Origin of the sequence: Planococcus sp. MSAK28401 (genome assembly GCF_018283455.1) — a bacterium.
Lineage (GTDB): Bacteria > Bacillota > Bacilli > Bacillales_A > Planococcaceae > Planococcus > Planococcus alpniumensis.
The window spans coordinates 128770-153985 of the sequence record NZ_JAAMTH010000001.1; the positions used below are offsets into that span (position 1 = coordinate 128770).

37 protein-coding genes are annotated in these 25216 nt (G+C 47.8%); all 37 read left to right on the forward strand.

Annotated features, from left to right (window positions below; translation table 11 throughout):
- Nucleotides 1-348 precede the first annotated feature (348 nt).
- The 37 genes from ilvE to G3255_RS00810 all read left to right on the forward strand — a co-directional run bounded on the left by ilvE (nt 349) and on the right by G3255_RS00810 (nt 25185).
- Nucleotides 349-1251 carry a branched-chain-amino-acid transaminase gene (ilvE, locus tag G3255_RS00630; protein WP_058382173.1) on the forward strand — a complete coding sequence of 301 codons (903 nt, stop codon included), beginning with the start codon at nt 349-351 and terminating at the stop codon, nt 1249-1251.
- Between the two features lie 339 nt (nt 1252-1590).
- Entirely contained in the window at nt 1591-3324 is a 1734-nt protein-coding gene (gene ilvB / locus G3255_RS00635; protein ID WP_211652850.1) for a biosynthetic-type acetolactate synthase large subunit, read from the forward strand.
- Entirely contained in the window at nt 3321-3833 is a 513-nt protein-coding gene (gene ilvN / locus G3255_RS00640) for an acetolactate synthase small subunit (protein WP_211652851.1), read from the forward strand. The genes ilvB and ilvN overlap by 4 nt, the downstream gene beginning before the upstream one ends.
- Before the next feature lie 34 nt (nt 3834-3867).
- Complete coding sequence (gene ilvC, locus G3255_RS00645; protein ID WP_058382170.1) at nt 3868-4896, forward strand: ketol-acid reductoisomerase; 1029 nt, start codon at nt 3868-3870, stop codon at nt 4894-4896.
- On the forward strand, nt 4883-6424 hold the full coding sequence (locus G3255_RS00650) for a 2-isopropylmalate synthase (protein WP_211652852.1): 1542 nt from the start codon (nt 4883-4885) through the stop codon (nt 6422-6424). The genes ilvC and G3255_RS00650 overlap by 14 nt, the downstream gene beginning before the upstream one ends.
- Nucleotides 6425-6452: 28 nt before the next feature.
- Nucleotides 6453-7553, forward strand: coding sequence for a 3-isopropylmalate dehydrogenase (gene leuB, locus G3255_RS00655; RefSeq protein ID WP_211652853.1), 1101 nt, complete (start codon nt 6453-6455; stop codon nt 7551-7553).
- A 19-nt stretch (nt 7554-7572) separates the two neighbouring features.
- Entirely contained in the window at nt 7573-8991 is a 1419-nt protein-coding gene (gene leuC, locus G3255_RS00660) for a 3-isopropylmalate dehydratase large subunit (protein WP_211652854.1), read from the forward strand.
- 18 nt (nt 8992-9009) lie between these two features.
- Nucleotides 9010-9603, forward strand: coding sequence for a 3-isopropylmalate dehydratase small subunit (gene leuD / locus G3255_RS00665; protein WP_211652855.1), 594 nt, complete (start codon nt 9010-9012; stop codon nt 9601-9603).
- A 143-nt stretch (nt 9604-9746) separates the two neighbouring features.
- Nucleotides 9747-11075, forward strand: a complete 1329-nt coding sequence (locus G3255_RS00670; protein WP_211652856.1) for a Na+/H+ antiporter family protein — start codon at nt 9747-9749, stop codon at nt 11073-11075.
- 256 nt (nt 11076-11331) lie between these two features.
- Nucleotides 11332-11640 (forward strand): 30S ribosomal protein S10, encoded by a 309-nt coding sequence (rpsJ, locus tag G3255_RS00675; protein ID WP_058383733.1) that lies wholly within the window; start codon nt 11332-11334, stop codon nt 11638-11640.
- Nucleotides 11641-11689: 49 nt separating this feature from the next.
- Nucleotides 11690-12319, forward strand: a complete 630-nt coding sequence (rplC, locus tag G3255_RS00680) for a 50S ribosomal protein L3 (protein ID WP_058382164.1) — start codon at nt 11690-11692, stop codon at nt 12317-12319.
- Nucleotides 12320-12347: 28 nt separating this feature from the next.
- A complete protein-coding gene (rplD, locus tag G3255_RS00685; protein WP_068459697.1) occupies nt 12348-12971 on the forward strand; it encodes a 50S ribosomal protein L4 in 624 nt (207 codons plus the stop codon).
- Nucleotides 12971-13255, forward strand: a complete 285-nt coding sequence (gene rplW / locus G3255_RS00690) for a 50S ribosomal protein L23 (protein WP_058382162.1) — start codon at nt 12971-12973, stop codon at nt 13253-13255. The genes rplD and rplW overlap by 1 nt, the downstream gene beginning before the upstream one ends.
- Nucleotides 13256-13302: 47 nt before the next feature.
- Complete coding sequence (gene rplB / locus G3255_RS00695) at nt 13303-14133, forward strand: 50S ribosomal protein L2 (protein ID WP_211652857.1); 831 nt, start codon at nt 13303-13305, stop codon at nt 14131-14133.
- Between the two features lie 60 nt (nt 14134-14193).
- On the forward strand, nt 14194-14472 hold the full coding sequence (gene rpsS / locus G3255_RS00700; RefSeq protein WP_058382160.1) for a 30S ribosomal protein S19: 279 nt from the start codon (nt 14194-14196) through the stop codon (nt 14470-14472).
- A gap of 19 nt (nt 14473-14491) precedes the next feature.
- Nucleotides 14492-14833 carry a 50S ribosomal protein L22 gene (rplV, locus tag G3255_RS00705; RefSeq protein ID WP_058382159.1) on the forward strand — a complete coding sequence of 114 codons (342 nt, stop codon included), beginning with the start codon at nt 14492-14494 and terminating at the stop codon, nt 14831-14833.
- 3 nt (nt 14834-14836) lie between these two features.
- Complete coding sequence (gene rpsC / locus G3255_RS00710) at nt 14837-15493, forward strand: 30S ribosomal protein S3 (protein WP_211652858.1); 657 nt, start codon at nt 14837-14839, stop codon at nt 15491-15493.
- Between the two features lies 1 nt (nt 15494).
- On the forward strand, nt 15495-15929 hold the full coding sequence (gene rplP / locus G3255_RS00715; RefSeq protein ID WP_058382157.1) for a 50S ribosomal protein L16: 435 nt from the start codon (nt 15495-15497) through the stop codon (nt 15927-15929).
- Nucleotides 15919-16119, forward strand: a complete 201-nt coding sequence (gene rpmC, locus G3255_RS00720) for a 50S ribosomal protein L29 (RefSeq protein WP_058382156.1) — start codon at nt 15919-15921, stop codon at nt 16117-16119. The genes rplP and rpmC overlap by 11 nt, the downstream gene beginning before the upstream one ends.
- Nucleotides 16120-16142: 23 nt before the next feature.
- The gene (gene rpsQ, locus G3255_RS00725; RefSeq protein ID WP_068459705.1) at nt 16143-16406 is read left to right on the forward strand and encodes a 30S ribosomal protein S17; all 264 of its coding nucleotides are present in this window, start codon (nt 16143-16145) and stop codon (nt 16404-16406) included.
- Between the two features lie 47 nt (nt 16407-16453).
- Complete coding sequence (rplN, locus tag G3255_RS00730; protein WP_033542790.1) at nt 16454-16822, forward strand: 50S ribosomal protein L14; 369 nt, start codon at nt 16454-16456, stop codon at nt 16820-16822.
- Between the two features lie 36 nt (nt 16823-16858).
- Nucleotides 16859-17170: a 50S ribosomal protein L24 gene (gene rplX, locus G3255_RS00735; RefSeq protein ID WP_058382154.1), complete on the forward strand. Its 312-nt coding sequence runs from the start codon at nt 16859-16861 to the stop codon at nt 17168-17170.
- A gap of 27 nt (nt 17171-17197) precedes the next feature.
- A complete protein-coding gene (gene rplE / locus G3255_RS00740) occupies nt 17198-17737 on the forward strand; it encodes a 50S ribosomal protein L5 (protein WP_068459707.1) in 540 nt (179 codons plus the stop codon).
- 19 nt (nt 17738-17756) lie between these two features.
- Entirely contained in the window at nt 17757-17942 is a 186-nt protein-coding gene (locus tag G3255_RS00745; RefSeq protein WP_068489164.1) for a type Z 30S ribosomal protein S14, read from the forward strand.
- Between the two features lie 29 nt (nt 17943-17971).
- Nucleotides 17972-18370, forward strand: a complete 399-nt coding sequence (rpsH, locus tag G3255_RS00750; RefSeq protein ID WP_058382152.1) for a 30S ribosomal protein S8 — start codon at nt 17972-17974, stop codon at nt 18368-18370.
- A gap of 30 nt (nt 18371-18400) precedes the next feature.
- Complete coding sequence (rplF, locus tag G3255_RS00755; protein ID WP_121301296.1) at nt 18401-18940, forward strand: 50S ribosomal protein L6; 540 nt, start codon at nt 18401-18403, stop codon at nt 18938-18940.
- A 33-nt stretch (nt 18941-18973) separates the two neighbouring features.
- Nucleotides 18974-19336 carry a 50S ribosomal protein L18 gene (gene rplR / locus G3255_RS00760; protein ID WP_058382150.1) on the forward strand — a complete coding sequence of 121 codons (363 nt, stop codon included), beginning with the start codon at nt 18974-18976 and terminating at the stop codon, nt 19334-19336.
- Nucleotides 19337-19356: 20 nt separating this feature from the next.
- Nucleotides 19357-19857, forward strand: coding sequence for a 30S ribosomal protein S5 (gene rpsE, locus G3255_RS00765; RefSeq protein ID WP_058382149.1), 501 nt, complete (start codon nt 19357-19359; stop codon nt 19855-19857).
- A gap of 14 nt (nt 19858-19871) precedes the next feature.
- Nucleotides 19872-20054 carry a 50S ribosomal protein L30 gene (gene rpmD, locus G3255_RS00770; RefSeq protein ID WP_068459713.1) on the forward strand — a complete coding sequence of 61 codons (183 nt, stop codon included), beginning with the start codon at nt 19872-19874 and terminating at the stop codon, nt 20052-20054.
- Nucleotides 20055-20087: 33 nt separating this feature from the next.
- Nucleotides 20088-20528, forward strand: coding sequence for a 50S ribosomal protein L15 (gene rplO / locus G3255_RS00775; protein ID WP_058382147.1), 441 nt, complete (start codon nt 20088-20090; stop codon nt 20526-20528).
- Nucleotides 20528-21823 carry a preprotein translocase subunit SecY gene (gene secY / locus G3255_RS00780; protein WP_211652859.1) on the forward strand — a complete coding sequence of 432 codons (1296 nt, stop codon included), beginning with the start codon at nt 20528-20530 and terminating at the stop codon, nt 21821-21823. Before rplO ends, secY begins: the two co-directional genes overlap by 1 nt.
- Before the next feature lie 57 nt (nt 21824-21880).
- The gene (locus G3255_RS00785) at nt 21881-22534 is read left to right on the forward strand and encodes an adenylate kinase (RefSeq protein WP_058382145.1); all 654 of its coding nucleotides are present in this window, start codon (nt 21881-21883) and stop codon (nt 22532-22534) included.
- Between the two features lie 404 nt (nt 22535-22938).
- Nucleotides 22939-23157, forward strand: coding sequence for a translation initiation factor IF-1 (infA, locus tag G3255_RS00790; protein ID WP_050613653.1), 219 nt, complete (start codon nt 22939-22941; stop codon nt 23155-23157).
- Between the two features lie 37 nt (nt 23158-23194).
- Nucleotides 23195-23308, forward strand: coding sequence for a 50S ribosomal protein L36 (gene rpmJ / locus G3255_RS00795; RefSeq protein WP_006828951.1), 114 nt, complete (start codon nt 23195-23197; stop codon nt 23306-23308).
- 24 nt (nt 23309-23332) lie between these two features.
- Nucleotides 23333-23698: a 30S ribosomal protein S13 gene (rpsM, locus tag G3255_RS00800; protein WP_058382144.1), complete on the forward strand. Its 366-nt coding sequence runs from the start codon at nt 23333-23335 to the stop codon at nt 23696-23698.
- Between the two features lie 25 nt (nt 23699-23723).
- The gene (gene rpsK / locus G3255_RS00805; protein ID WP_058382143.1) at nt 23724-24113 is read left to right on the forward strand and encodes a 30S ribosomal protein S11; all 390 of its coding nucleotides are present in this window, start codon (nt 23724-23726) and stop codon (nt 24111-24113) included.
- A gap of 127 nt (nt 24114-24240) precedes the next feature.
- Complete coding sequence (locus tag G3255_RS00810; protein ID WP_058382142.1) at nt 24241-25185, forward strand: DNA-directed RNA polymerase subunit alpha; 945 nt, start codon at nt 24241-24243, stop codon at nt 25183-25185.
- Nucleotides 25186-25216 lie beyond the last annotated feature (31 nt).

A 25216-nucleotide genomic window follows, 5' to 3' on the forward strand; every position in this document is an offset into this window, starting at 1 on the left:
ATTTGGTGACAATGTTCCAATACAGCGGCTTTTAAAAGATTGGAGATCTGTGTTTATCTACACTGGCTTATCAGTAAAATACACAGGAAGAAAAGAAAGTTCGCTAATTTTATACGCAATATATCGCATTCCTATAAAATATTCAAACTTTTTTAAAAACATTTCAAAGCGCGCTATGACAGCAATGTAAACGGATACAAATGATTTCAATATTCGGAATTAGCAAAAAAATCTCATTTTGTTTGTTGACACCCTTTGGAATAGGCGATATGATAGCAACAATTTAACAGAGCAAAGCATTTATAGCACTTATCCTCATAAAAAATTTCGGAGAAAGAAGTGGTCATCATGACTGAACAAGTAATCTATATGAATGGTGAATTTGTAAAAAAAGAAGATGCCAAGGTTTCAGTATATGATCATGGCTTCCTTTATGGCGACGGAGTCTTCGAAGGCATTCGTTCATACAACGGAAATGTCTTTCGTTTAGAAGAACACCTGGAGCGCCTTTACGATTCGGCTAAATCAGTGATGCTTGAAATTCCGCATACTTTCGAAGAAATGACGCAGCTGGTCGTGGAAACGCTCCGGCAGAACAAGTTGAAGGATGCCTATATCCGCTTAGTCGTCTCACGCGGTGTTGGAAATTTAGGGCTTGATCCATTCAGCTGTGCAAAGCCGAATGTCATCGTCATCGCAGAGCCGCTTTCTTTATTCCCGAAAGCCTTGTACGACAGCGGCATTGAAATCGTCTCGGTCGCTTCAAGAAGAAGCCGCTCAGACGTCCTTAGCCCGAAAGTGAAATCACTTAACTATATGAACAACATCCTGGTGAAGATTGAAGCAAGTCTGGCAGGTGTTTCTGAAGCACTCATGCTGAATGATCAAGGCTATGTGGCTGAAGGATCGGCCGATAATATCTTCATTGTCCGCAAAAACAAATTGCTGACGCCTCCCGGTTATGTAGGGGCGCTTGAAGGAATTACGCGCAACGCCATCATGGAGGTCGCAGCTGAAAAAGGTTACCAAATGGAAGAAGGCGTCTTTACTAGACACGATGTCTACGTCGCAGACGAAGTGTTCCTGACAGGGACGGCAGCAGAAGTCATCGCCGTCATCAAAGTGGATGGACGCGTTATCGGCGACGGCAAGCCAGGGCCTGTCACCAATGATCTTCTCGAAGCATTCCGAGAGCTCGTGCAGCAAGACGGCGTTAAAGTGTATAACGAAGAACATCTAAACGTAGTATAAATTCATATGATCAATTCAATGACGAGGTTAAAGCAAATGGAATACAGCATTCACAGAGAGCCGGGGCGGTGGAAGCCGGCAATGCTGCCAGATGCGACATCCCCTCTGAGTGGAATGCTGAACGGCTTCGGCCTTCTAGGTGTTCCCGGTGACTGCAAGCGACGGGTTATCGTTATCAGCGGATAAGCAATTATCCAAGAGGCTGCAAATCGCAGTGAAATAGGGTGGTACCATGAAGCTTTTTCATCCCTATGCAAAGAAGATGTCTTCTTTGTGTAGGGATGGAAAAGCTTTTTCATTTGCTACTTCCGAAGACTTAAGAAGAAGGAGGCGGAAAGATTGGGAGTAAACGTAAAGGTCAGAGAAGAACTCAAACAAGGATTATCCGGCAGCGGGGCAGACGTCTTAATTCAATCATTGAAACAGCAGGGTGTTGAGATCATTTTTGGCTACCCAGGAGGTGCGGTTCTGCCAATCTACGATGCTTTGCATCGAAACCCGATCCGTCACATATTAGCGAGACACGAACAAGGCGCGATCCATGCAGCGGAAGGCTACGCCAGAGTTTCCGGAAAACCAGGAGTGGTCATCGCAACTTCCGGGCCGGGGGCGACGAACCTCGTCACCGGGATTGCGGATGCCATGCTCGATTCATTGCCACTCGTCATCTTCACAGGGCAAGTTGCTACATCGGTTATCGGAACCGATGCTTTCCAGGAAGCGGATATCGTCAGCATCACACAGCCGATCACGAAACATAATTACCAGGTGAAAAAAGCGGAAGACTTGCCGCGGATCATCAAGGAGGCATTCTTCATCGCTTCAACAGGGCGTCCGGGACCAGTCGTCGTCGATATCCCGAAAGACGTATCCACGATGCTGTTCGCCGGAAGTGAAGAACAAGCGGATGCAGATGTGTACTTGCCGGGCTATCAACCGACCATCTCGCCGAATTATCTGCAGATCCAAAAGGCAGTTCAATTGCTGTCCAAAGCGAAAAAGCCGGTGATTCTCGCCGGTGCCGGCGTATTGGCAGCGAGAGCTTCCGAAGAGCTTCAAGCATTTGCGGAACATCATCAAATCCCGATTGTGAACACCTTGCTTGGACTTGGAACAGTCGGCGGCGATCATGAATTGTTCCTCGGCATGGGAGGCATGCACGGAACGTATGCATCGAATACGGCAATTTGCGAATGTGATGTCTTGCTGAATATCGGAGCCCGTTTTGACGACAGGCTCACCGGCAATTTGGCGTCATTTGCGCCGAATGCGGAAGTCATCCATATCGATATCGATCCGGCAGAAATCGGGAAGAACGTCCCGACAGCAATCCCGATCGTGTCAGATGCTAAAGCGGCATTGGTCGAGCTATTGAAAAGCAATTTCGAAAGCCCAGACACAGAAGAATGGCGCGGCAAGCTCCATGCATACAAGGAAGCTTATCCGCTTCAGTATCACCAAAAAGAACGCGTGGGCATCATGCCTCAACAAGCTGTCGAATTGATCCACCGTTTGACAGGCGGCGATGCGATCGTCACCACGGACGTCGGCCAACACCAAATGTGGACGGCTCAGTATTACCGGTTTAATAACCCCCACAACTGGGTGACATCCGGCGGGCTTGGGACGATGGGCTTCGGCTTCCCGGCAGCGATCGGGGCGAAGTTTGCAAGACCGGAAGAAACGGTCGTGGCTGTCGTTGGCGATGCCGGTTTCCAAATGACTTTGCAGGAATTGTCGCTATTGCAGGAATACCGGTTGCCGGTAAAAATCGTCATCCTGAACAACCAGAGCCTTGGGATGGTTCGCCAGTGGCAAGAAACCTTCTACGAGGAACGCTATTCCCAATCGATGATGCCGGTGCAGCCGGATTTCGTGAAACTGGCGGCCGCTTATGACCTTGACGGTTATAAGGTCGAAACGATGGAAGAAGCGGAAGAAGTATTCAAAAAAGCGTTTGAATCAGATGGCCCAGCGCTCATCGATTGCCGGGTAATCCAACTCGAATGTGTGTACCCGATGGTGGCGCCAGGCAAAGGGCTCAACGAAATGATCGGGGTGAAAGGCGAATGAAGCGAGTAATCACAACGACGGTAATCAACCAGAGCGGCGTCTTGAACCGGGTTACAGGGCTGTTGATGAAACGCCAATTCAATATTGAAAGCATTTCGGTCGGACATACCGAGCAAGCAGGAATTTCCAAAATGACTTTCGTCGTCAATGTGGAAGATAAAGGAAAGCTGGAGCAATTGCTCAAACAGCTGCAAAAGCAGATTGACGTCTTGAAAGTCAATGATATTACCGAAAAGGCGATGGTCATGAGAGAGCTCGCACTGATTAAAGTGGTCGCACCGCCCGCAGCGCGCAGCGAGATTTACAGCATCGTGGAACCATTCCGCGCGACAGTGGTCGATATGAGCAAAAACGTCACTACGTTCCAAGTAACAGGCGACCCTGAGAAAATCGAAGCCTTCATCGATTTGATGAAGCCATACGGCATCAAAGAATTAACAAGAACCGGAGTATCCGCTTTTGTCAGAGAAACGCAAAAAGCCCATACACCGCAATTGAACATCCTTTAAACTAAAACCCCAAACCCTGAGGAGGAAATTAAAAATGGCAAAAATGTATTATAACCAAGACGTAAATGACCAGGCTTTAAAAGGACAAACAATCGCGGTGATCGGCTACGGTTCACAAGGGCATGCACATGCACAAAACTTAAATGATTCCGGATTCAAAGTAGTGGTTGGCGTAAGACCCGGCAAATCATTCGACCAGGCAAAAGCAGACGGCCTGGAAGTGGCGACAGTAGCAGAAGCGGCGCAAGCAGGCGACGTCATCATGGTACTGGTGCCGGATGAGCGCCAGACGCAAATCTACGAAGAGTCGATCAAGCCGCATCTAACGGCTGGAAAATCACTCGTCTTCGCACACGGCTTCAATGTTCATTTCAACCAAATCGTGCCGCCGAAAGATGTGGACGTGTTCCTTGTTGCCCCTAAAGGTCCGGGACATCTTGTCCGCAGAACGTTCGAAGCAGGAGCAGGCGTACCGGCGTTATTCGCAGTACATCAAGATGTATCCGGCAATGCAAAAGATACCGCTTTAGCTTACGCAAAAGGCGTCGGCGCTGCCCGTGCCGGAATCTTGGAGACGACGTTCAAGGAAGAAACAGAAACGGATCTATTCGGTGAACAAGCCGTTCTTTGCGGCGGGGTGACTTCACTCGTCAAAGCCGGATTCGAAACTTTGGTGGAAGCAGGCTATCAGCCGGAACTGGCATACTTCGAATGTTTGCACGAACTGAAATTGATTGTTGACCTAATGTATGAAGGCGGCATGTCCGGCATGCGCTACTCGATCTCCGATACAGCACAATGGGGTGATTTTGTATCCGGCCCGCGCATTGTCGATGCCGATACAAAAGCCCGTATGAAAGATGTATTGACGGATATCCAAACCGGCAAATTCGCCAAAGGCTGGTTGCTTGAGAACCAATTGAACCGTCCGGAATTCACGGCGATCGAAAACGCTGAAGCGGAACACCAAATCGAACAAGTCGGACGCGAGTTGCGCGCCATGATGCCATTCGTCAATGAAAACAAAAAACCAAAAGAGGTGGCTGCTAATGTCTCAAATTGATATTTTCGATACGACACTACGGGACGGAGAACAGTCGGCCGGGATCAACTTGAATACAGCTGAGAAAATCGAAATCGCCCGCCAGCTCGAACGTCTAGGCGTGACGATTATCGAATCGGGGTTCCCGGCTTCATCGCCAGGAGACTTCGACGCAGTGCAGCGGATAGCCGGTACGGTGAAGAACTCTATCGTAACGGGACTGTCCCGCTCCATGAAAGCGGATATCGACCGGACATGGGATGCCTTGAAGGGAGCGGAACAACCGCATATTCACATCTTCTTGGCAACGTCTCCTATCCATATGGAACATAAATTGATGAAAACACCGGAACAGGTCGTCGACATTGCTGTCGAATCTGTCCGTTATGCGAAAAAATTCTTCCCGCTCGTCCAGTGGTCAGCGGAAGATGCCTCAAGATCCGATCCGGAATTCTTGGCGCACATCATCAAGAAAGTCATCGAAGCGGGCGCCACGACAGTCAATTTGCCGGATACAGTCGGTTATGCGACACCTGAAGAATACGGGGCGATGTTCCGTTATATGACGGAAAACGTACCGGGCATCGAAAACGTCAAGCTATCGGCGCATTGCCATAACGATCTGGGCATGGCGACAGCGAACACGCTCGCTGCGATTGAAAACGGCGCGACGCAAGTCGAAGGCACGATCAACGGCATCGGTGAACGCGCAGGAAACGTCGCGTTGGAAGAAATTGCGGTGGCGCTCCATATCCGCAAGCAATTCTACGAAATCGAAACCGGCATTAATTTGAACGAGATCAAACGCTCGAGCCAATTGGTCAGCCAATTGACCGGCAGCATCATCCAGCCGAATAAAGCAGTCGTCGGAAAAAACGCCTTTGCGCATGAATCAGGCATCCACCAGGACGGCATGCTGAAAAACCCGCTGACATATGAAATCATCACGCCGGAATTGATCGGCGATGCAGCGACTGAACTGGTGCTTGGCAAACATTCCGGCAGACACGCTTTCCGCGACCGTGCGGTGAAGATGGGCTTCGAGTTGCCTGACGCTAAATTGAATGAAGCGTTTATTGAATTCAAGAAACTTGCGGACCGTAAAAAACAGATCACAGAAGACGATTTGTTTGTGTTGCTAACAGACCAGCAAATCAATGACACGGAAACGCCAATTTATGAGCTTGAAAGCGTGCAGGTGCAATACGGCACAGCGAACATTCCAACGGCTACAGCATCCGCCATCGGCCCGGACGGCACCTCAATTCACGAAGCAGCAACCGGCTCCGGATCGGTTGAAGCGATTTTCAATACGCTTGAACGCATTGTCGAAGGCAAAGTGCATATCCTGGACTACCGTGTGACATCTATCGGCAAAGGCCGCGATGCACTCGGCGAAGCCGTCATCAATATGAGCTATGACGGGGAGACCGTTACAGGCCGCGACGTCGCACAAGATGTTTTGGAAGCGACCGCGAAAGCTTATTTCAATGCAGTGAACCGCCAGCTTGTGAAACAGGGAAATAAAACGAAGATCCAAGCAGTTTAATCAGCAAACCCACAGAGGAGGAATTACTATGGAAAAGACAATCGCAGTATTGCCAGGAGACGGCATCGGACCAGAAGTAACAGAGGCGGCAGTGAAGGTGCTGAAATCCATTGCGATGCGCTATGGGCACACATTCCATTGGAAATTCGCGGCAATCGGGGGAGCGGCGGTCGATGAATCCGGCAGCCCGCTGCCAAAAGAAACCATTGCTGCGTGTGAAGCAAGTGATGCCATCCTCCTCGGTGCGGTAGGCGGCCCGAAATGGGACAACAACCCGGCAGAACAGCGCCCGGAAAAAGGGCTTTTGAATATCCGCAAACACTTCGATTTGTTTGCCAACGTCCGCCCAGTCAAAGCGGTGCCGGCACTTCTCGGATCTTCCCCGTTAAAAGAAGAAATCGCGCGTGAAGTGGACATGGTCATCGTCCGCGAATTGACCGGCGGCTTGTATTTCGGTGAACCGAAACGCCACAATGAAAAATCCGCGGTCGATACACTTGTCTACACCCGGGCGGAAATCGAACGTATCGTCGACCAGGCATTCGAAATGGCCCGTTCGCGCCGCGGCAAATTGGCTTCAGTCGACAAAGCGAACGTCTTGGAATCCAGCAAGCTTTGGAGAAAAGTCGTTGAAGAACGCAAGGCGGGTTATCCGGACGTGGAAGTTGAACATATGCTGGTCGATTCAGCTGCCATGAAATTGATCACCAACCCACGGGCGTTCGATGTCTTGGTGACGGAGAACATGTTCGGCGATATCTTGAGCGACGAAGCATCAGTCATCACCGGTTCGCTCGGCATGCTGCCGTCCGCGAGCATCCGTTCAGACGGCTTCGGTTTGTATGAACCAGTACACGGCTCGGCACCGGACATCGCGGGGCAAAACAAAGCAAACCCATCTGCTGCGATGTTGTCGGCGGCTATGATGCTGCGCCAATCGTTCGGCATGGATTCAGAAGCATCGTCGATTGAAGATGCGGTTATGAGTGTCCTTGAAGATGGCTATTGCACAGGCGATTTGTCGGCTTGCGGCAATAAAGTCATCTCAACGGAACGCTTCGTGGAAAAAGTCATCGAAGAATTGGAACGGGAATTCGTGTCGGAACACATCATGTTTTCCTACGTGTAAATGGAAGGGGCACTCTGCTATGGCAAAAACGATTATTGAAAAAATCTGGGAACAGCATATTGTATTCGAAGAGCCGGGAAAACCCGACCTGTTGTATATCGACCTTCATCTCCTGCATGAAGTTACCTCCCCTCAGGCGTTTGAAGGCTTGCGCCTGAACGGCCGGAAAGTGCGGCGTCCGGATTTGTGCTTTGCGACGATGGACCATAACGTGCCGACGCGCAACCGCTCCGTCATCAAGGACCCGATTTCCCGCAAGCAAATCAAGACGCTTCAGGAAAACTGTGATGAGTTCGGGGTGCCGCTTGCTGGGATCAATCATCCCGACCAAGGCATCGTCCACGTCATCGGGCCGGAACTCGGCCTCACACAACCCGGCAAGACGATTGTCTGCGGCGATAGCCATACGTCCACGCACGGCGCGTTCGGCGCGTTGGCATTCGGCATCGGGACAAGTGAAGTAGAGCATGTGTTGTCAACGCAGACGCTTTGGCAGTCGAAGCCGAAAACGATGGAAATCCGCATCGACGGAGAGCTTGGCTTCGGTGTTTCCGCAAAAGACGTCATTCTTGCGATCATCTCGAAGTACGGCGTCGATATGGGGACAGGGCATATCATTGAATACACCGGGGAAGCGATCCGCAATTTATCGATGGAAGAACGCATGACGATCTGCAATATGTCCATCGAAGCGGGCGCACGCGCCGGGCTGGTCAGTCCAGACGAAACGACGGTCGAATATTTGCGCGGCAGAAGAAATGTCCCGGAAGGCGAAGCGTTTGAACAAGAAGCTGGGCGCTGGCTGGCACTGGCGACAGATGAAGGCGCAAGCTATGACGTGTCGCATACCATCCATGCGAACGACATCTCGCCGTTTGTCACATGGGGCACCAACCCATCGATGGGTTCAGGCATTGCTGAACACGTGCCGACAGCAGCGGATTACGACAAGCAGGAAGACCGGGACGCTTTGCGCCAAGCGCTTGCTTATATGCAATTGGAAGAAGGCGCACCGTTATCATCCATCGCCATCCAGCACGTCTTTATCGGCTCTTGCACGAATGCCCGCCTCAGTGATTTGCGGGCAGCAAGTGAGATCGTCAAAGGCAGAACGGTACATCCGTCGGTCACGGCGATTGTCGTTCCGGGCTCAGAAACCGTCAAGCGCGCAGCTGAAGCAGAAGGACTTGACCAAGTGTTCTTGCAAGCAGGCTTTGAATGGCGCGAGACAGGCTGCAGCATGTGCCTGGCAATGAATGAGGATGCTGTACCGTCAGGCGAGCGCTGTGCTTCTACATCGAACCGCAATTTTGAAGGGCGCCAAGGCGCAGGGTCCATGACGCATTTGGTCTCCCCCGTAATGGCGGCAGCTGCTGCGATTGAAGGGCATTTGACGGATGTCCGCAATTATATGAAAGAACCTGTGCCCTCGGCATAACGGAAGGAGGAACTGAATTTGAAACCCATCAACGAAATTTCGAGCGTCTTGACGCCGCTTGACCGCAAAAACGTCGATACCGACCAAATCATTTCAAAGGAATTCCTCAAGCGCATCGAGCGCACAGGGTTCGGGAAATATTTGTTCTATCATTGGCGTTTTCATTCAGACGGCACACCCAATCAAGAATTTGTCTTGAACGACCCGCGCTTTCAAAACTCCGAGATCCTTGTGGCGCAGGAAAACTTCGGCTGCGGCTCGTCCCGTGAACACGCGCCGTGGGCCATCCTGGACTACGGATTCCGTGTCGTCATTTCGCCGAGTTATGCGGATATCTTCTATAATAACTGTGTGAAGAACGGCATCCTGCCGATCCGCCTTGAAGAAGCGGAAGTGGCCGCCCTGCTGGAAAAAGGCAAACAGGCGCCGTACCGTCTTGATGTCGACTTGAAACACCAAACAGTGACGGCAGAAGATGGTGCCAGCTATTCTTTCGACATCGATCCGTACTGGAAAGAAATGCTGTTGAACGGCTGGGATGAGATCGCCTTGACGATTCAATACGATTCCTATATCCAGGCATACGAAGAAAAAATGCAGCAAGCCCAATAAAGCACCGCCGCTCTTTGCCCTTGGGCAGGGAGCGGTTTTTTGATGCCTTTCAAGAGCGGTTTTGCTGTGTTGACATCATTGTAGAGATTTGTTACTTTAGTAAAGGACTTTAACGCTTTAGCAAACTAAAGGAGAAATGAACAATGAATGCAGTTATTATCGCCGTTTTAGTGATGCTCATATTGAGCTTGCTTCGTGTCAACGTCGTCTTTGCCTTATTGATCGGCGCACTCGCCGGTGGGCTTAGCGGGGGGCTCAGCTTCACTGAAACTTTGACTTCCTATACAGACGGTCTCGGTGCGGGGGCGACCATCGCATTGAGCTACGCCATGCTCGGCGGATTCGCCGTCGCCATTTCGCGCACCGGTATACCGGAATTGCTCGTTGCGGGCGTGTTGAAACTGGTTAATAAAGAAGGGGAGGCGACGCGTGAGAACTTGGCGAAAGCGCTCATTATCTTTGCGCTGTTTGCAATGGCCATTTTCTCGCAAAACCTGATTCCGATCCACATAGCTTTCATTCCGCTACTTGTGCCGCCGATTCTGCACATCTTGAATGAATTGCGCATCGATCGCCGGCTCATCGCCTCGGTGCTGACCTTCGGGCTGACGGCGCCGTATATTTTATTGCCGTACGGCTTCGGATTGATCTTCCATGAGATTCTCGCCACGCAAATGGAACTGGCGGGCATGCCGATCGATATGGCGGATATCCCGAAAGCGATGGCGCTGCCGGTCGCAGGCCTATTCCTCGGCTTAGTAGTCGCAGTTTTCATTTCTTACCGCAAGCCACGTGATTACCGTGAAGTAAGAGCGGCTAGTACTATAGAAGAAACTCCAAAACGAACCGCTTCTGTCAAAGACATCATCGTGACCGTGATCGCTTTAATTGCAGCGCTCTTCGCGCAGATCCAAAGCGACTCAATGATCATCGGGGCGCTCGCCGGGATTCTCATCCTCTACGTCTTTGGGGCAATGAAATGGAAAGAAGCGGACGATGTTCTGACGGCGGGTATGCGCATGATGGCATTCATCGGTTTTGTCATGATCTCAGCTAACGGATTCGCTTCGGTCATCCAAGCGACTGGGGCCATCGACTCGCTCGTTGAAAATGCCGCGAGCATCTTCGGCGACAACAAAGGCCTAGCGGCATTCGCCATGTTGATCGTCGGATTGTTCGTCACGATGGGTATCGGTTCCTCGTTCTCGACGATTCCGATCATTGCCGCGATATTTGTTCCGCTCAGTGTCGAGTTCGGTTTCTCGACGATGGCGATCATCGCATTGATCGGGACAGCCGGCGCACTTGGCGATGCCGGGTCGCCAGCTTCTGACTCAACGCTTGGGCCGACCGCTGGCTTGAACGTCGACGGCCAGCATAATCACATCTGGGATACGGTCGTCCCAACGTTCATCCATTATAATATTCCGCTCGTTTTATTCGGCTGGATTGCCGTCATGTTTTTAGGATGAGTCCGAAAGATTTCGACTATTATCGTATCGGTTGAAACTGAAAAGAATCCTGCTATACTAGTAAAAGCGAATGAAAAAGAATTTCGTGCAAAGTCTTGCGGAATTCTTTTTTATTTTGTATAATGGTGAATGTTGGTCTTTGACTGCGAAGAAGCGAGAGGTTACCGACACACCCGGCCGCTTTGCCATGGCGAGTGTGAGGAAAATTTTCGTGGAGAAGTCTATCCCAAAAATAGGCGAAAAGGGAGGGAAAATAATGGCAAAACAAAAAATTCGTATCCGTTTGAAAGCATATGATCACAGAATCCTGGATCAGTCTGCTGAAAAGATTGTTGAAACTGCTAAACGTTCAGGTGCTAGCGTATCAGGTCCGATACCGTTGCCGACGGAAAAGTCAATCTACACAATCTTGCGAGCTGTCCACAAATATAAAGATGCTCGCGAACAATTCGAAATGCGCACACACAAACGTCTGATCGATATCGTTAACCCGACACCACAGACAGTTGACGCGCTAATGAAACTGGATCTACCATCCGGCGTTGATATTGAAATCAAACTATAATTGGTAAACGACAATAAAAAACATAAAATTTTGCAGGAGGTGTGACGACATGACCAAAGGAATCTTAGGTAGAAAAATCGGTATGACGCAAGTTTTTGCTGAGAACGGTGATTTGATCCCTGTAACTGTAATCGAAGCTGCTCCAAACGTAGTGCTTCAGAAAAAAACAGTTGAAGTGGATGGCTACGAATCGGTACAACTTGGTTTTGATGACAAACGCGAGAAGCTTTCGAACAAACCAGAGAAAGGCCACGTAGCAAAAGCAAACACTGCTCCTAAGCGCTTCATTCGCGAACTTCGCAATGTAAACTTAGCTGATTACGAGATTGGTCAGGAAGTCAAAGTAGATGTATTCGCAGAAGGCGATGTAGTAGATGTAACAGGAACTACGAAAGGTAAAGGTTTCCAAGGTGTTATTAAACGCCACGGACAATCACGCGGACCGATGACTCACGGTTCACGCTACCACCGTCGTCCTGGTTCAATGGGGCCTGTTGCTCCGAACCGCGTATTCAAACAGAAGAAATTGCCTGGTCAAATGGGCGGCAACACGGTCACTATCCAAAACCTTCACATCGTGAAAGTGGATGCTGAGCGCAACTTGCTTCTTATTAAAGGGAATGTTCCTGGCGCACGTAAATCATTAATCCGTGTTAAGTCGGCTATCAAAGCCAACTAATCACATTTAAGGGAAGGAGGAAACAAGAATGCCTAAAGTAGCTTTACTAAACCAAACTGGTTCACAAGTTGGCGATATCGAATTGAACGATCTTGTCTTCGGCATTGAACCAAATGAATCTGTACTTTTTGATGCAGTCGTTGCACAACGTGCTTCATTGCGCCAAGGTAACCATAAAGTTAAAAACCGTTCTGAAGTAGCCGGTGGCGGAAGAAAGCCATGGAAGCAAAAAGGAACTGGACGTGCTCGTCAAGGTTCGATCCGTTCACCACAATGGCGCGGAGGCGGAGTCGTATTCGGCCCGACACCACGCAGCTACAGCTACAAACTTCCGAAAAAAGTCCGTCGCTTGGCTCTTCGTTCTGCATTGTCTTCGGCTCTAGCAAACGAAAACCTGATGGTACTTGAAGGATTGGCTTTCGACGCACCGAAAACAAAGGAATTCACGAAACTCGTGACTGACTTGTCTGTCGGCAAGAAAGCATTATTCGTAACAGCTGACCTTGATGAAAACGTGGCACTATCTGCACGCAACATCAAAGGCATGACAGTTGTACCGGCAAACGGTATCAACGTATTGGACTTGCTTGGCCATGACAAAGTTGTCATGACTAAAGGAGCCGTAGAGAAAATCGAGGAGGTGCTAGGTTAATGGAAGCACGTGACATTCTAAAGCGTCCAGTCATTACCGAGCGTTCTTCTGAGGTAATGGCGGAGAAGAAGTACACTTTTGAAGTGGACGTTCGCGCTAACAAAACTCAAGTTAAACATGCAGTTCAAGAAGTCTTCGGCGTTCAAGTTGAGAAAGTCAACATCATGAACTACAAAGGCAAATTCAAACGCATGGGCAAACACGCAGGCTACACGAACAAACGCCGCAAAGCGATCGTGAAATTGACTGCTGATTCAAAAGACATCGAACTATTCGAAATGTAATTGTATAAGTTCTGAACAAGAACTAATCAAAGAAGGAGGGAAACAACGTGGGGATTAGAAAATACAAACCTACCACTAACGGTCGTCGTAATATGACTAGTTCAGATTTCGCTGAAATCACAACGAACAAGCCAGAAAAGTCGCTTTTGCAACCAACGAAGCGTAAAGGCGGCCGTAATAACCAAGGTAAAATCACTGTACGCCACCACGGGGGCGGACATAAGCGCCAATACCGCGTGATCGATTTCAAACGTAACAAAGATGGCATTCCAGGTCGCGTTGCTACGATCGAATACGATCCGAACCGTTCTGCAAACATCGCACTTATCCATTACGCTGACGGAGAAAAACGTTACATCCTTGCACCTAAAGGTGTTCAGGTTGATACGCAAATCATGTCAGGACCAGAAGCAGACATCAAAGCAGGTAATGCTTTGCCGTTGCTTAACATCCCAATGGGTTCTACTATCCACAACATCGAGTTGAAACCAGGCGGAGGCGGCCAATTGGTACGTTCTGCAGGAGCTTCAGCACAGGTGCTTGGTAAAGAAGGAAAATACGTAACAGTCCGCTTGCAATCAGGCGAAGTTCGCATGATTCTTGCTACTTGCCGCGCGACAATCGGCGCTGTCGGAAACGAACAGCACGAATTGATCAACATCGGTAAAGCTGGACGTAACCGTTGGAAAGGCAACCGCCCAACAGTCCGCGGATCTGTCATGAACCCGAACGATCACCCACACGGTGGTGGTGAAGGACGTTCGCCAATCGGACGTAAATCTCCAATGTCTCCATGGGGCAAACCAACTCTTGGATACAAAACACGTAAGAAAACGAACCAATCCGATAAATTCATCGTACGTCGCCGCAAAAAATAATTTGATTTCGCTGCGGTTCGTCGAAAGAACCGTGGTGCAATCACGAAGGGAGGATCCCAAATGGGTCGCAGCTTGAAAAAAGGACCTTTTGTAGACGATCATCTTATGAAGAAAGTCGAAGCGCAAAAGGAATCTGAGAAAAAACAAGTGATCAAAACTTGGTCTCGCCGTTCTACAATTTTCCCGACATTCATCGGGCTAACAATTGCAGTATACGATGGCCACAAACACATCCCTGTATACGTGACTGAAGATATGGTAGGCCATAAACTTGGTGAATTTGCCCCAACGCGCAAATACGCAAGCCATGGTGCAGACGATAAGAAAACAAGACGTTAATTGAGAGGAGGATTTCCCCATGCAAGCAAAAGCTGTTGCTAGAACAGTACGTATTGCTCCTCGTAAAGTCCGTTTAGTAGTAGATTTAATCCGAGGCAAGCAAATCGGTGAAGCGGTCGCAATTTTGAACCACACTCCTAAAGCAGCATCCATTGTTGTTGAGAAGTTGTTGAAATCTGCAGCTGCTAACGCTGAACACAATTACGAAATGAACATCGAGAACCTTGTCATCAGCGAAGTATTCGTTGACGAAGGGCCGACTTTGAAGCGTTTCCGTCCACGTGCAATGGGACGCGCGAGCGCAATCAACAAACGCACTAGCCACATCACACTAGTGGTATCTGAGAAGAAGGAGGGATAATTCGTGGGACAAAAAATTCATCCAATTGGAATGCGAATCGGAATCATCCGTGACTGGGAGTCTAAATGGTACGCTGAGAAAGACTACGCGACACTCCTTCACGAAGATTTGAAGATCCGTGGATACATCGAAACACGTTTGAAAGAAGCTTCTGTTTCTAAAATCGAAATCGAACGCGCTGCAAACCGTGTGAACGTTACAATCCACACTGCGAAACCAGGTATGGTAATCGGTAAAGGTGGCTCTGAAGTAGAAGTACTTCGTACGCAACTGAACGCGATGACTGGCAAGCGTGTACACATCAACATCGTAGAAATCAAAAGAGCTGACCTTGATGCGAAATTGGTCGCTGAAGGAATCGCGCGCCAGCTAGAAAACCGTGCATCTTTCCGCCGTGCTCAAAAACAAACGATCCAACGTACTATGCGTTCTGGCGCTAAAGGGATCAAAACTCAAGTATCTGGACGTCTAGGCGGAGCTGACATTGCCCGTGCTGAGTCCTATAGCGAAGGAACTGTTCCGCTCCATACATTGCGTGCAGACATCGACTACGCGCACGCTGAAGCAGACACTACTTATGGTAAGCTTGGCGTAAAAGTATGGATCTACCGCGGTGAAGTCCTTCCAACCAAGAAGAATTCTGAGGAAGGAGGCAAATAATATGTTATTGCCAAAACGCGTAAAATATCGTCGTGAACACCGTGGCAAGATGCGCGGAGAAGCGAAAGGCGGCAAAGAAGTCGCATTCGGCGAATATGGCCTGCAGGCTCTTGAGTCTTCATGGATCACTAACCGCCAAATCGAATCTGCCCGTATCGCTATGACACGTTACATGAAACGTGGCGGTAAAGTCTGGATCAAGATTTTCCCTCACAAGCCATACACGAAAAAGCCTCTTGAAGTACGGATGGGTTCCGGTAAAGGTTCACCTGAAGGCTGGGTAGCGGTAGTAAAAACTGGTAAAATTATGTTCGAAATCGCTGGAGTATCTGAAGAAGTTGCACGCGAAGCATTGCGTCTTGCCTCTCACAAACTGCCAGTGAAAACGAAATTCGTAAAACGCGAAGAAATTGGTGGTGAATCGAATGAAAGCTAATGAAATCCGTGACCTAACCACTGCTGAAATCGAACAAAAAGTGAAATCACTGAAAGAAGAGCTTTTCAACCTTCGCTTCCAATTGGCTACTGGTCAATTAGAAAACACTGCTCGCATCCGCGAAGTACGTAAAGCGATTGCCCGTATGAAAACTGTGATTCATGAAAGAGAACTCAGTGGCAACAACTGATAATTCGAGAGGAGGTTGCAAGTATGTCTGAGCGTAACCAACGCAAAGTATACACAGGCCGCGTCGTGTCTGACAAAATGGATAAAACCGTTACAGTAATGGTTGAAACTCAAAAAAAGCACGCGCTTTATGGCAAACGTGTAAAATACTCTAAGAAATTCAAGACTCATGATGAGAACAACGAAGCGAAAATGGGCGACATCGTTCGCATCATGGAAACTCGTCCACTATCAGCTACAAAACGTTTCCGTTTAGTGGAAGTCGTCGAAAAAGCTGTCATCATCTAATTTAAATAAGTTCGGAATCCTAAAAGTTCCGGAGGGAGGTTACCTAAGTGATCCAACAGGAAAGTCGTTTAAAAGTTGCAGACAACTCGGGTGCTCGTGAAGTACTTACGATTAAAGTGCTTGGTGGTTCTGGTCGCAAGACAGCAAACATCGGTGACGTAATCGTTTGTACCGTGAAAAAAGCAACACCAGGTGGCGTTGTTAAGAAAGGTGAAGTCGTTAAGGCTGTCATCGTTCGCACGAAAAGCGGAGCTCGCCGTAAAGACGGTACTTACATCAAATTTGATGAAAATGCATGTGTGATTATCCGCGACGATAAAGGTCCACGCGGAACACGTATCTTCGGACCAGTTGCACGTGAACTTCGTGACAACAACTTCATGAAGATCGTTTCACTTGCTCCTGAAGTTCTATAAAACATCCAACGTGCGATACCAAGGAGGTGCGACAGAATGCATGTAAAAAAAGGCGATACAGTTAAGGTCATCTCTGGGAAAGACAAAGGCAAAACAGGAGTTGTTTTGACTGCTCTACCTAAGAAAGACCGTGTGCTCGTTGAAGGTGTTAACATCGTCAAAAAGCATACAAAACCGAACCAGGCAAGCCCGCAAGGCGGAATTGTCAGCCAAGAAGCTGCGATCCACGTTTCTAACGTGATGGTAGTGGACCCTAAATCCGGCGAGCCGACTCGCGTAGGATACAAAATGGAAGACGGCAAAAAAGTTCGTGTTGCAAAAAAATCCGGTGAAAAATTAGATAAATAAAATTCCTGAATGAGGGGAGGTACAAACATGAACCGCCTACAAGAAAAATATACTAACGAAATCACACCTGCTCTAGTGAGCAAGTTTGAATATTCCTCAGTAATGCAGGCACCGAAAGTTGATAAGATCGTTATCAACATGGGTGTCGGTGAAGCTGTACAAAACACAAAATCACTTGATTCTGCTGTTGAAGAATTACAGACGATCACTGGTCAAAAGCCGGTCATCACAAAAGCTAAGAAATCTATCGCTGGCTTCCGCCTTCGTGAAGGCATGCCAATCGGATGTAAAGTTACACTACGCGGTGAGCGTATGTATGACTTCCTGGATAAATTGATTGCTATCTCACTCCCACGTGTTCGTGACTTCCGTGGCGTATCGAAAAAATCTTTCGACGGACGCGGCAACTACACACTTGGTGTGAAAGAACAATTGATCTTCCCTGAAATCGATTATGATAAAGTTTCTAAAGTACGCGGTATGGATATCGTAATTGTGACAACTGCGAACTCTGATGAAGAAGCTCGTGAGTTATTGACACAATTCGGTATGCCGTTCCAAAAGTAAAGATGAGGGAGGCGTAAACGTGGCTAAAAAATCGATGATTGCTAAACAAAAACGCACGCCAAAGTATAAAGTACAAGAGTACACTCGCTGTGAACGATGCGGACGTCCGCATTCAGTACTGCGCAAATTCAAACTTTGCCGTATTTGTTTCCGTGAACTTGCATATGTGGGACAAATTCCTGGCGTCAAAAAAGCCAGCTGGTAATCCCCTAAATTGGGAAGGAGGTAAATGTAATGACAATGACAGATCCGATTGCAGATATGCTGACACGCATTCGTAATGCAAACATGGTTCGTCACGAGAAATTGGAGCTTCCGGCTTCCAACGTGAAAAAAGACATCGCTGAAATCCTGAAGCGTGAAGGTTTCGTACGTGACGTAGAATATGTTGAAGATGATAAACAAGGCATGATCCGCATTTTCCTTAAATACGGTGCCAACAACGAACGCGTCATCACTGGCTTGAAACGCATTTCAAAACCAGGACTACGTGTATACGCTAAAACTGACGAGGTGCCTCGTGTACTAAACGGTCTTGGAATCGCTCTAGTATCGACATCACAAGGTTTGGTAACTGATAAAGAAGCCCGCGCGAAAAAAGTCGGCGGCGAAATCATAGCTTACGTTTGGTAAGAAGCAACAAACGAATGGAGGTGCAACAGAATGTCACGTGTAGGTAAAAAACCAATCGAGGTTCCTGCTAACGTTACCGTTACTGTCGAAAACGACAATAACGTAACTGTAAAAGGGCCTAAAGGCGAGCTTACTCGCTCGTTTAACTCAGATATCACAATCACGCAGGAAGATAATGTTTTGACATTGTCACGCCCATCAGATTCCAAAGACCACCGCACAATCCACGGTACAACCCGTGCATTGCTCGCGAACATGGTTACTGGAGTATCTGAAGGCTTCTCCCGCTCACTTGAACTAGTCGGTGTAGGTTACCGTGCTCAGCTACAAGGCAAGAAATTGGTCTTGAACGTTGGCTATTCTCACCCGGTGGAATTCACTCCGGAAGAAGGAATCGAAATCGAAGTACAAGGCAACACGAAAGTCGTCGTTAAAGGAATTAACAAGGAGATGGTCGGAGCACTTGCTTCAAACATCCGTGCTACTCGCCCTCCAGAGCCGTATAAAGGCAAAGGGATCCGTTACGAAGACGAAAAAGTTCGCCGCAAAGAAGGTAAAACAGGTAAATAATGCTGCTTAGGCAGGCTGAAAGGAGTGACCTCAGTGATTACGAAACTCGATAAAAATGCATCCCGTAAAAAACGTCACGCTCGCGTACGTTCTAAAATCACGGGAACAGCTGAACGTCCACGCTTGAACGTTTTCCGTTCAAACAAATACATCTACGCTCAATTGATCGACGATGTAAATGGCGTAACGCTTGCTAGCGCATCATCTGCAGATAAAGATTTTTCTCTTGAAACAAAAGGCAACGTCGAAGCGGCTGCTCAAGTCGGCGAAACGATTGCAAAACGCGCAGTAGAAAACGGCTTGAAATCAGTTGTTTTTGACCGCGGTGGTTATCTATATCACGGCCGTGTGAAAGCTTTGGCTGAATCTGCTCGTGAAAACGGCTTAGAATTCTAAAAGAAGGAGGGACCCATATAATGCGTCGTATTGATCCAAACAAACTTGAACTTGAAGAACGCGTAGTTACGATTAACCGCGTAGCGAAAGTTGTAAAAGGTGGACGTCGTTTCCGTTTCTCCGCATTGGTTGTTGTAGGCGACAAAAATGGTAAAGTCGGTTTTGGTACTGGGAAAGCACAAGAAGTTCCAGAAGCAATCCGTAAAGCTATTGAAGATGCGAAGAAGAACTTAATCGAAGTACCTATGGTTAAAGGTACTACTCCACATCTAGTAACTGGGCGCTTCGGTGCCGGCTCGATTCTTATCAAACCTGCTTCACCAGGTACTGGTGTTATTGCTGGTGGTCCTGTTCGTGCGGTATTAGAGCTTGCAGGAGTACAAGACATCTTGTCTAAATCTCTTGGTTCTAACACACCGATCAACATGGTCCGTGCTACTATCAACGGTTTGACTCAACTGAAGAGCGCTGATGAAGTTGCAAAACTTCGCGGCAAAACTACAGAAGAGTTATTCCAATAAGGGAGGGAAATTACATGGCTACTAAACTAGAAATTACCCTCACTAAGTCAGTGATCGGTGCTAAACCGACACAACGTAAAACAGTCCAGTCACTAGGCCTGCGCAAAATGCATCAAACAGTTGAGCACCAAGACAACGCGGCAGTTCGCGGAATGCTTGATAAAGTCGCTCACTTAGTTACTATTAAAGAAGTTTAATCCCTGATTTCTATAGAAGGAGGTGCCAACCACATGAAACTTCACGAATTAAAACCAGCAGAAGGTTCACGCAGCTCACGCAAGCGTATCGGACGCGGAATCGGTTCAGGTACTGGTAAAACAGCCGGTAAAGGCCACAAAGGTCAAAAAGCCCGTTCAGGCGGCGGTGTCCGTCCAGGATTCGAGGGTGGTCAAAACCCATTGTTCCGTCGTTTGCCGAAGCGTGGATTCACGAACATCAACCGTAAAGACTACACTGTTGTAAACCTTGACGTGTTGAACCGTTTTGAAGAAGGCACAGAAATTACACCTGCATTGTTAATCGAAACAGGTGTTGTGAGCAAAGAGCGTTCTGGTATCAAGATCCTTGGTAACGGAAGCTTGGACAAGAAATTGTCTGTACAAGCCCACAAATTCTCTGCATCAGCTAAAGAAGCTATTGAAGCTGCCGGCGGTCAAACCGAGGTGCTTTAATGTTTCAGACAATCTCTAATCTTATGCGCGTAACTGATATTCGAAATAAAATTTTCTTTACTTTAGCAATGCTCATCATCTTCCGTATCGGGACATTCGTTCCGGTGCCGAACGTTGATGCGTCAGTACTCCAAGCTACAGATCAGATGGGTCTGATCGGTTTCTTGAATACTTTCGGTGGAGGTGCCCTGGCCAACTTCTCGATTTTGGCGATGGGAATCATGCCTTATATCACAGCATCGATCATCGTACAGCTCCTGCAAATGGATGTTGTGCCGAAGTTTGCTGAGTGGGCGAAACAAGGCGAAGTCGGAAGACGGAAACTTGCTCAATTCACTCGTTACTTTACAATCGTTCTTGCGTTTATTCAGGCGATCGGTATGTCTTATGGATTTAACCAAATGTACGGAGGTACATTGATTCAAGATGATTCGGTTGCGACTTATGTGGTAATCGCCATCGTACTGACAGCAGGAACAGCATTTCTATTGTGGCTTGGTGAGCAGATCACGGCAAAAGGCGTGGGGAACGGTATTTCGATTATCATCTTCGCAGGGATTGTCGCTGCAGTACCAGGAGCAATTAACCAACTTTATGCGCAGCAGATCCAAGGAGCTGGCGATCAGCTTCCGATCAATATTGCCATCATGGCATTGCTCGCACTCGCAGTTGTTGCAATTACTGTATTAGTCATTTACGTCCAACAAGCGTTGCGTAAAATTCCGATCCAGTATGCCAAACGTGTCGCTGGCCGTGGCCAGAGCTCGAATGGGCAGCAAACGCATTTACCTTTGAAAGTAAACGCGGCCGGAGTTATCCCGGTAATCTTTGCAGTGGCGTTCATCATTACGCCGCAAACTATCGCTTCTTTCTTTGGTGCCAACGCGTTTACGGAGGCAATCCAGAATACGTTTGATTACACGCGTCCGGTCGGCATGATTATTTATGTCGCCTTGATCATTGCATTCACGTATTTCTATGCATTCATTCAGGTTAATCCTGAAAACGTGGCGGACAACTTGAAAAAGCAAGGTGCATACATTCCGGGAATCCGTCCGGGTAAAAATACGCAAGATTATTTAACAAGTGTGCTTTACCGCCTGACTTTTGTGGGAGCGATCTTCCTCTCAGTTATTGCGGTCATGCCAATTTTCTTCATTAACATCGCAAACCTGCCTCAATCTGCACAGATTGGCGGCACCAGTTTGCTGATCGTCGTCGGGGTAGCCCTCGAGACGATGAAGCAATTGGAATCGCAGCTTGTGAAACGTCATTACAAAGGCTTTATGAAATAATCAATGGAGAGGAACGTGCAAACGTTCCTTATCCACTTGTCTGAGGGGGCAAAACGTATGAACATTGTGTTGATGGGTCTACCAGGTGCCGGCAAAGGCACGCAAGCAGACGAAATTGTCAAGAAGTACGACATCCCTCATATTTCGACAGGTGATATGTTCCGTGCAGCTATCAAAGGCGGTACGGCGTTAGGCCTGGAAGCAAAGTCGTTCATGGATCAAGGTGCCTTGGTGCCTGACGAAGTGACGATCGGTATCGTCCGAGAGCGACTCAGCCAAGCGGATTGTGAGAAAGGCTTCCTATTGGATGGCTTTCCACGCACAGTTCCTCAGGCTGAGGCGCTGGAATCTCTTCTGGCTGATCTTGGCAAACGAATCGAGCATGTCGTAAACATCCAAGTTGAACAAGACGAATTGATTGCACGTTTAACAGGCCGTTGGATTTGCAAAGTTTGTGGAACTGCTTACCATACTGTCTTCAATCCACCTGCAACAGCAGGCGTGTGCGATAAAGATGGTGGAGAGCTCTACCAACGCGAAGACGACAAGCCTGAAACCGTCACGAAGCGTTTAGAAGTTAACATGCAACAAACTCAGCCGCTTCTCGACTTCTATGAAGACAAGAACGTGCTGACCAATATAGATGGACAGCAGGACATTGATAAAGTATTTGCTGACATTGATGCTCTTCTAAAGGGCGACCGAGGTTAAGTCCCGGCGCCGGGCGCAGTTAGTTGCCTCCATGTGGCTTTAAGGAGCACCGGAGATATGAATTTTCGAGAGCTGCAAAAGCAAACAAGGCTTGATTATATGAAACCGGTGAGGCTCGTTGCTCCGTGCAATTCCGCACCGGAGGTAGTATAATGAGTTTCGTGGAAGCATCTGTGTAACGGGTTTGGAACTCATCCAAGGCAGTCCGGGCAGTCGAGGATACGTGGGTCAGACTGGCTCAACCGGAACCCCCGAACTCTGCTGTCATAAGTGGAGAGAGGAACCCGGAGAAGGTCTTTCAAATGTCACTCATGAATTCCTGGTGAATGGATAAGAATTATTCAATCAGCAAATACTGTTTGAAGATGAGTACCTGATTTGTATACAGAAGGGAGACTGGGTCGATGGCGAAAGACGATGTAATTGAAATCGAGGGAACAGTCATTGAGACTTTGCCCAACGCGATGTTTAAAGTGGAACTTGAAAATGGCCATACGATTCTTGCGCACGTATCAGGCAAGATTCGCATGCATTTCATCCGCATTCTGCCAGGAGATAAAGTAACAGTAGAACTTTCTCCTTACGATTTAACACGCGGTCGCATCACATACCGTTTTAAATAATCTTTTGCACTCCGGACTACTAAGGAGGTTGGGTTAGATGAAAGTGAGACCATCTGTGAAGCCGATCTGCGAAAAATGTAAAGTTATTCGCAGAAACGGTAAAGTAATGGTAATCTGTGAAAATCCGAAACACAAACAAAGACAAGGTTAATAAAGAAGGAGGTGCATCGCACACATGGCACGTATTTCTGGTGTTGACATTCCGCGCGACAAACGCGTTGTAATTTCATTGACTTATATCTACGGTGTTGGGAAAACAACTGCTCAGAAAGTTCTTTCTGGTGCTGGTGTTTCTGAAGAGACTCGCGTTCGCGATCTTACAGAAGACGAGTTGAACAATATCCGTGAACAATTGGATCAGTACAAAATCGAAGGTGACCTTCGCCGTGAAGTTTCCATGAACATCAAACGTTTGATGGAAATCGCTAGCTTCCGTGGTATCCGCCACCGTCGCGGTCTTCCGGTTCGTGGTCAAAATACGAAGAACAACGCGCGTACGCGTAAAGGTCCTCGTAAAACTGTAGCTAACAAGAAAAAATAATCAGTAAAGGAGGTTGTTTCTTAACATGGCACGTAAACAACAAACTCGTAAGCGTCGTGTGAAAAAGAATATCGAATCCGGTATTGCTCACATCCGCTCAACATTCAATAACACAATTGTTACGATCACTGATATGCAAGGTAACGCAGTATCATGGTCTTCGGCTGGTGCTCTAGGATTCCGTGGTTCACGTAAATCCACTCCATTCGCTGCCCAAATGGCTGCTGAAACTGCTGCAAAAACTTCCATGGAACATGGTTTGAAAACTTTAGAAGTAACTGTTAAAGGTCCTGGTTCAGGTCGCGAAGCTGCTATCCGTGCGCTTCAAGCTGCTGGATTGGAAGTTACTGCAATTAGAGACGTAACTCCAGTTCCTCACAACGGCTGCCGCCCGCCAAAACGCCGTCGCGTATAATCGTTGGTCTGAGTAGGATTTTTGAACATCACGACTTACTAAATGTGTTCTGAATCGTAGCGAAAGTCTGTGACTATCGAATTCTTATGCAACGAAAATACCGACGTTTTGAAGGAGGGTAAACTGAATGCTCGAAATAGAAAAACCAAAAATTGAAACGGTTGAGATCGACAGCAATGCCAAATATGGTAAATTCGTTGTTGAACCCCTTGAGCGTGGATATGGTACCACTTTAGGTAACTCCTTACGTCGAATCCTACTTTCATCTTTACCTGGCGCAGCTGTTACTTCGATCCAAATTGATGGCGTTTTGCATGAATTCTCCACTGTCGAAGGTGTAGAAGAAGATGTAGCCTCTATCATTTTGAATATCAAGAAGCTCGCTTTGAAAATTTACTCTGACGAAGAAAAAGTCATTGAAATTGATGTAAAAGGTGACGGAACGGTTACGGCTGCAGATATCACTCACGATAGTGACGTGGAAATTCTGAATCCGGATCTATATATTGCAACAATCGCGAAAGACGGCCATTTGCGCATGCGCATGTATGCTAACCGCGGCCGTGGATATGCCCGTGCAGATCAGAACAAACGTGAAGATCTTCCAATCGGCGTTATCCCGATTGACTCTATTTACACGCCAGTTTCACGCGTCAATTTCCAAGTGGAAAATACCCGTGTGGGCCAACTCGCTCATTTCGATAAATTAACCCTCGATGTCTGGACAGATGGAAGCATCGGTCCCAAAGAGGCAATTGCGCTTGGCGCGAAAATTTTCACTGAACATCTGAACATCTTCGTAGGATTGACGGATGAGGCTCAAACAGCTGAAATCATGGTTGAAAAAGAAGAAGACCAAAAAGAGAAAGTGCTTGAGATGACTATCGAAGAGCTTGATCTTTCTGTTCGTTCTTACAACTGCCTGAAACGTGCTGGCATTAACACTGTCCACGAATTGGCCAACAAGTCGGAAGACGACATGATGAAAGTTCGCAACCTCGGACGCAAATCACTTGAAGAAGTGAAAGTGAAGTTGGAAGATCTAGGTCTTGGCCTTCGTAAAGAAGACTGATTGCCCGATTCTTTCTGAACTATTCAACAAA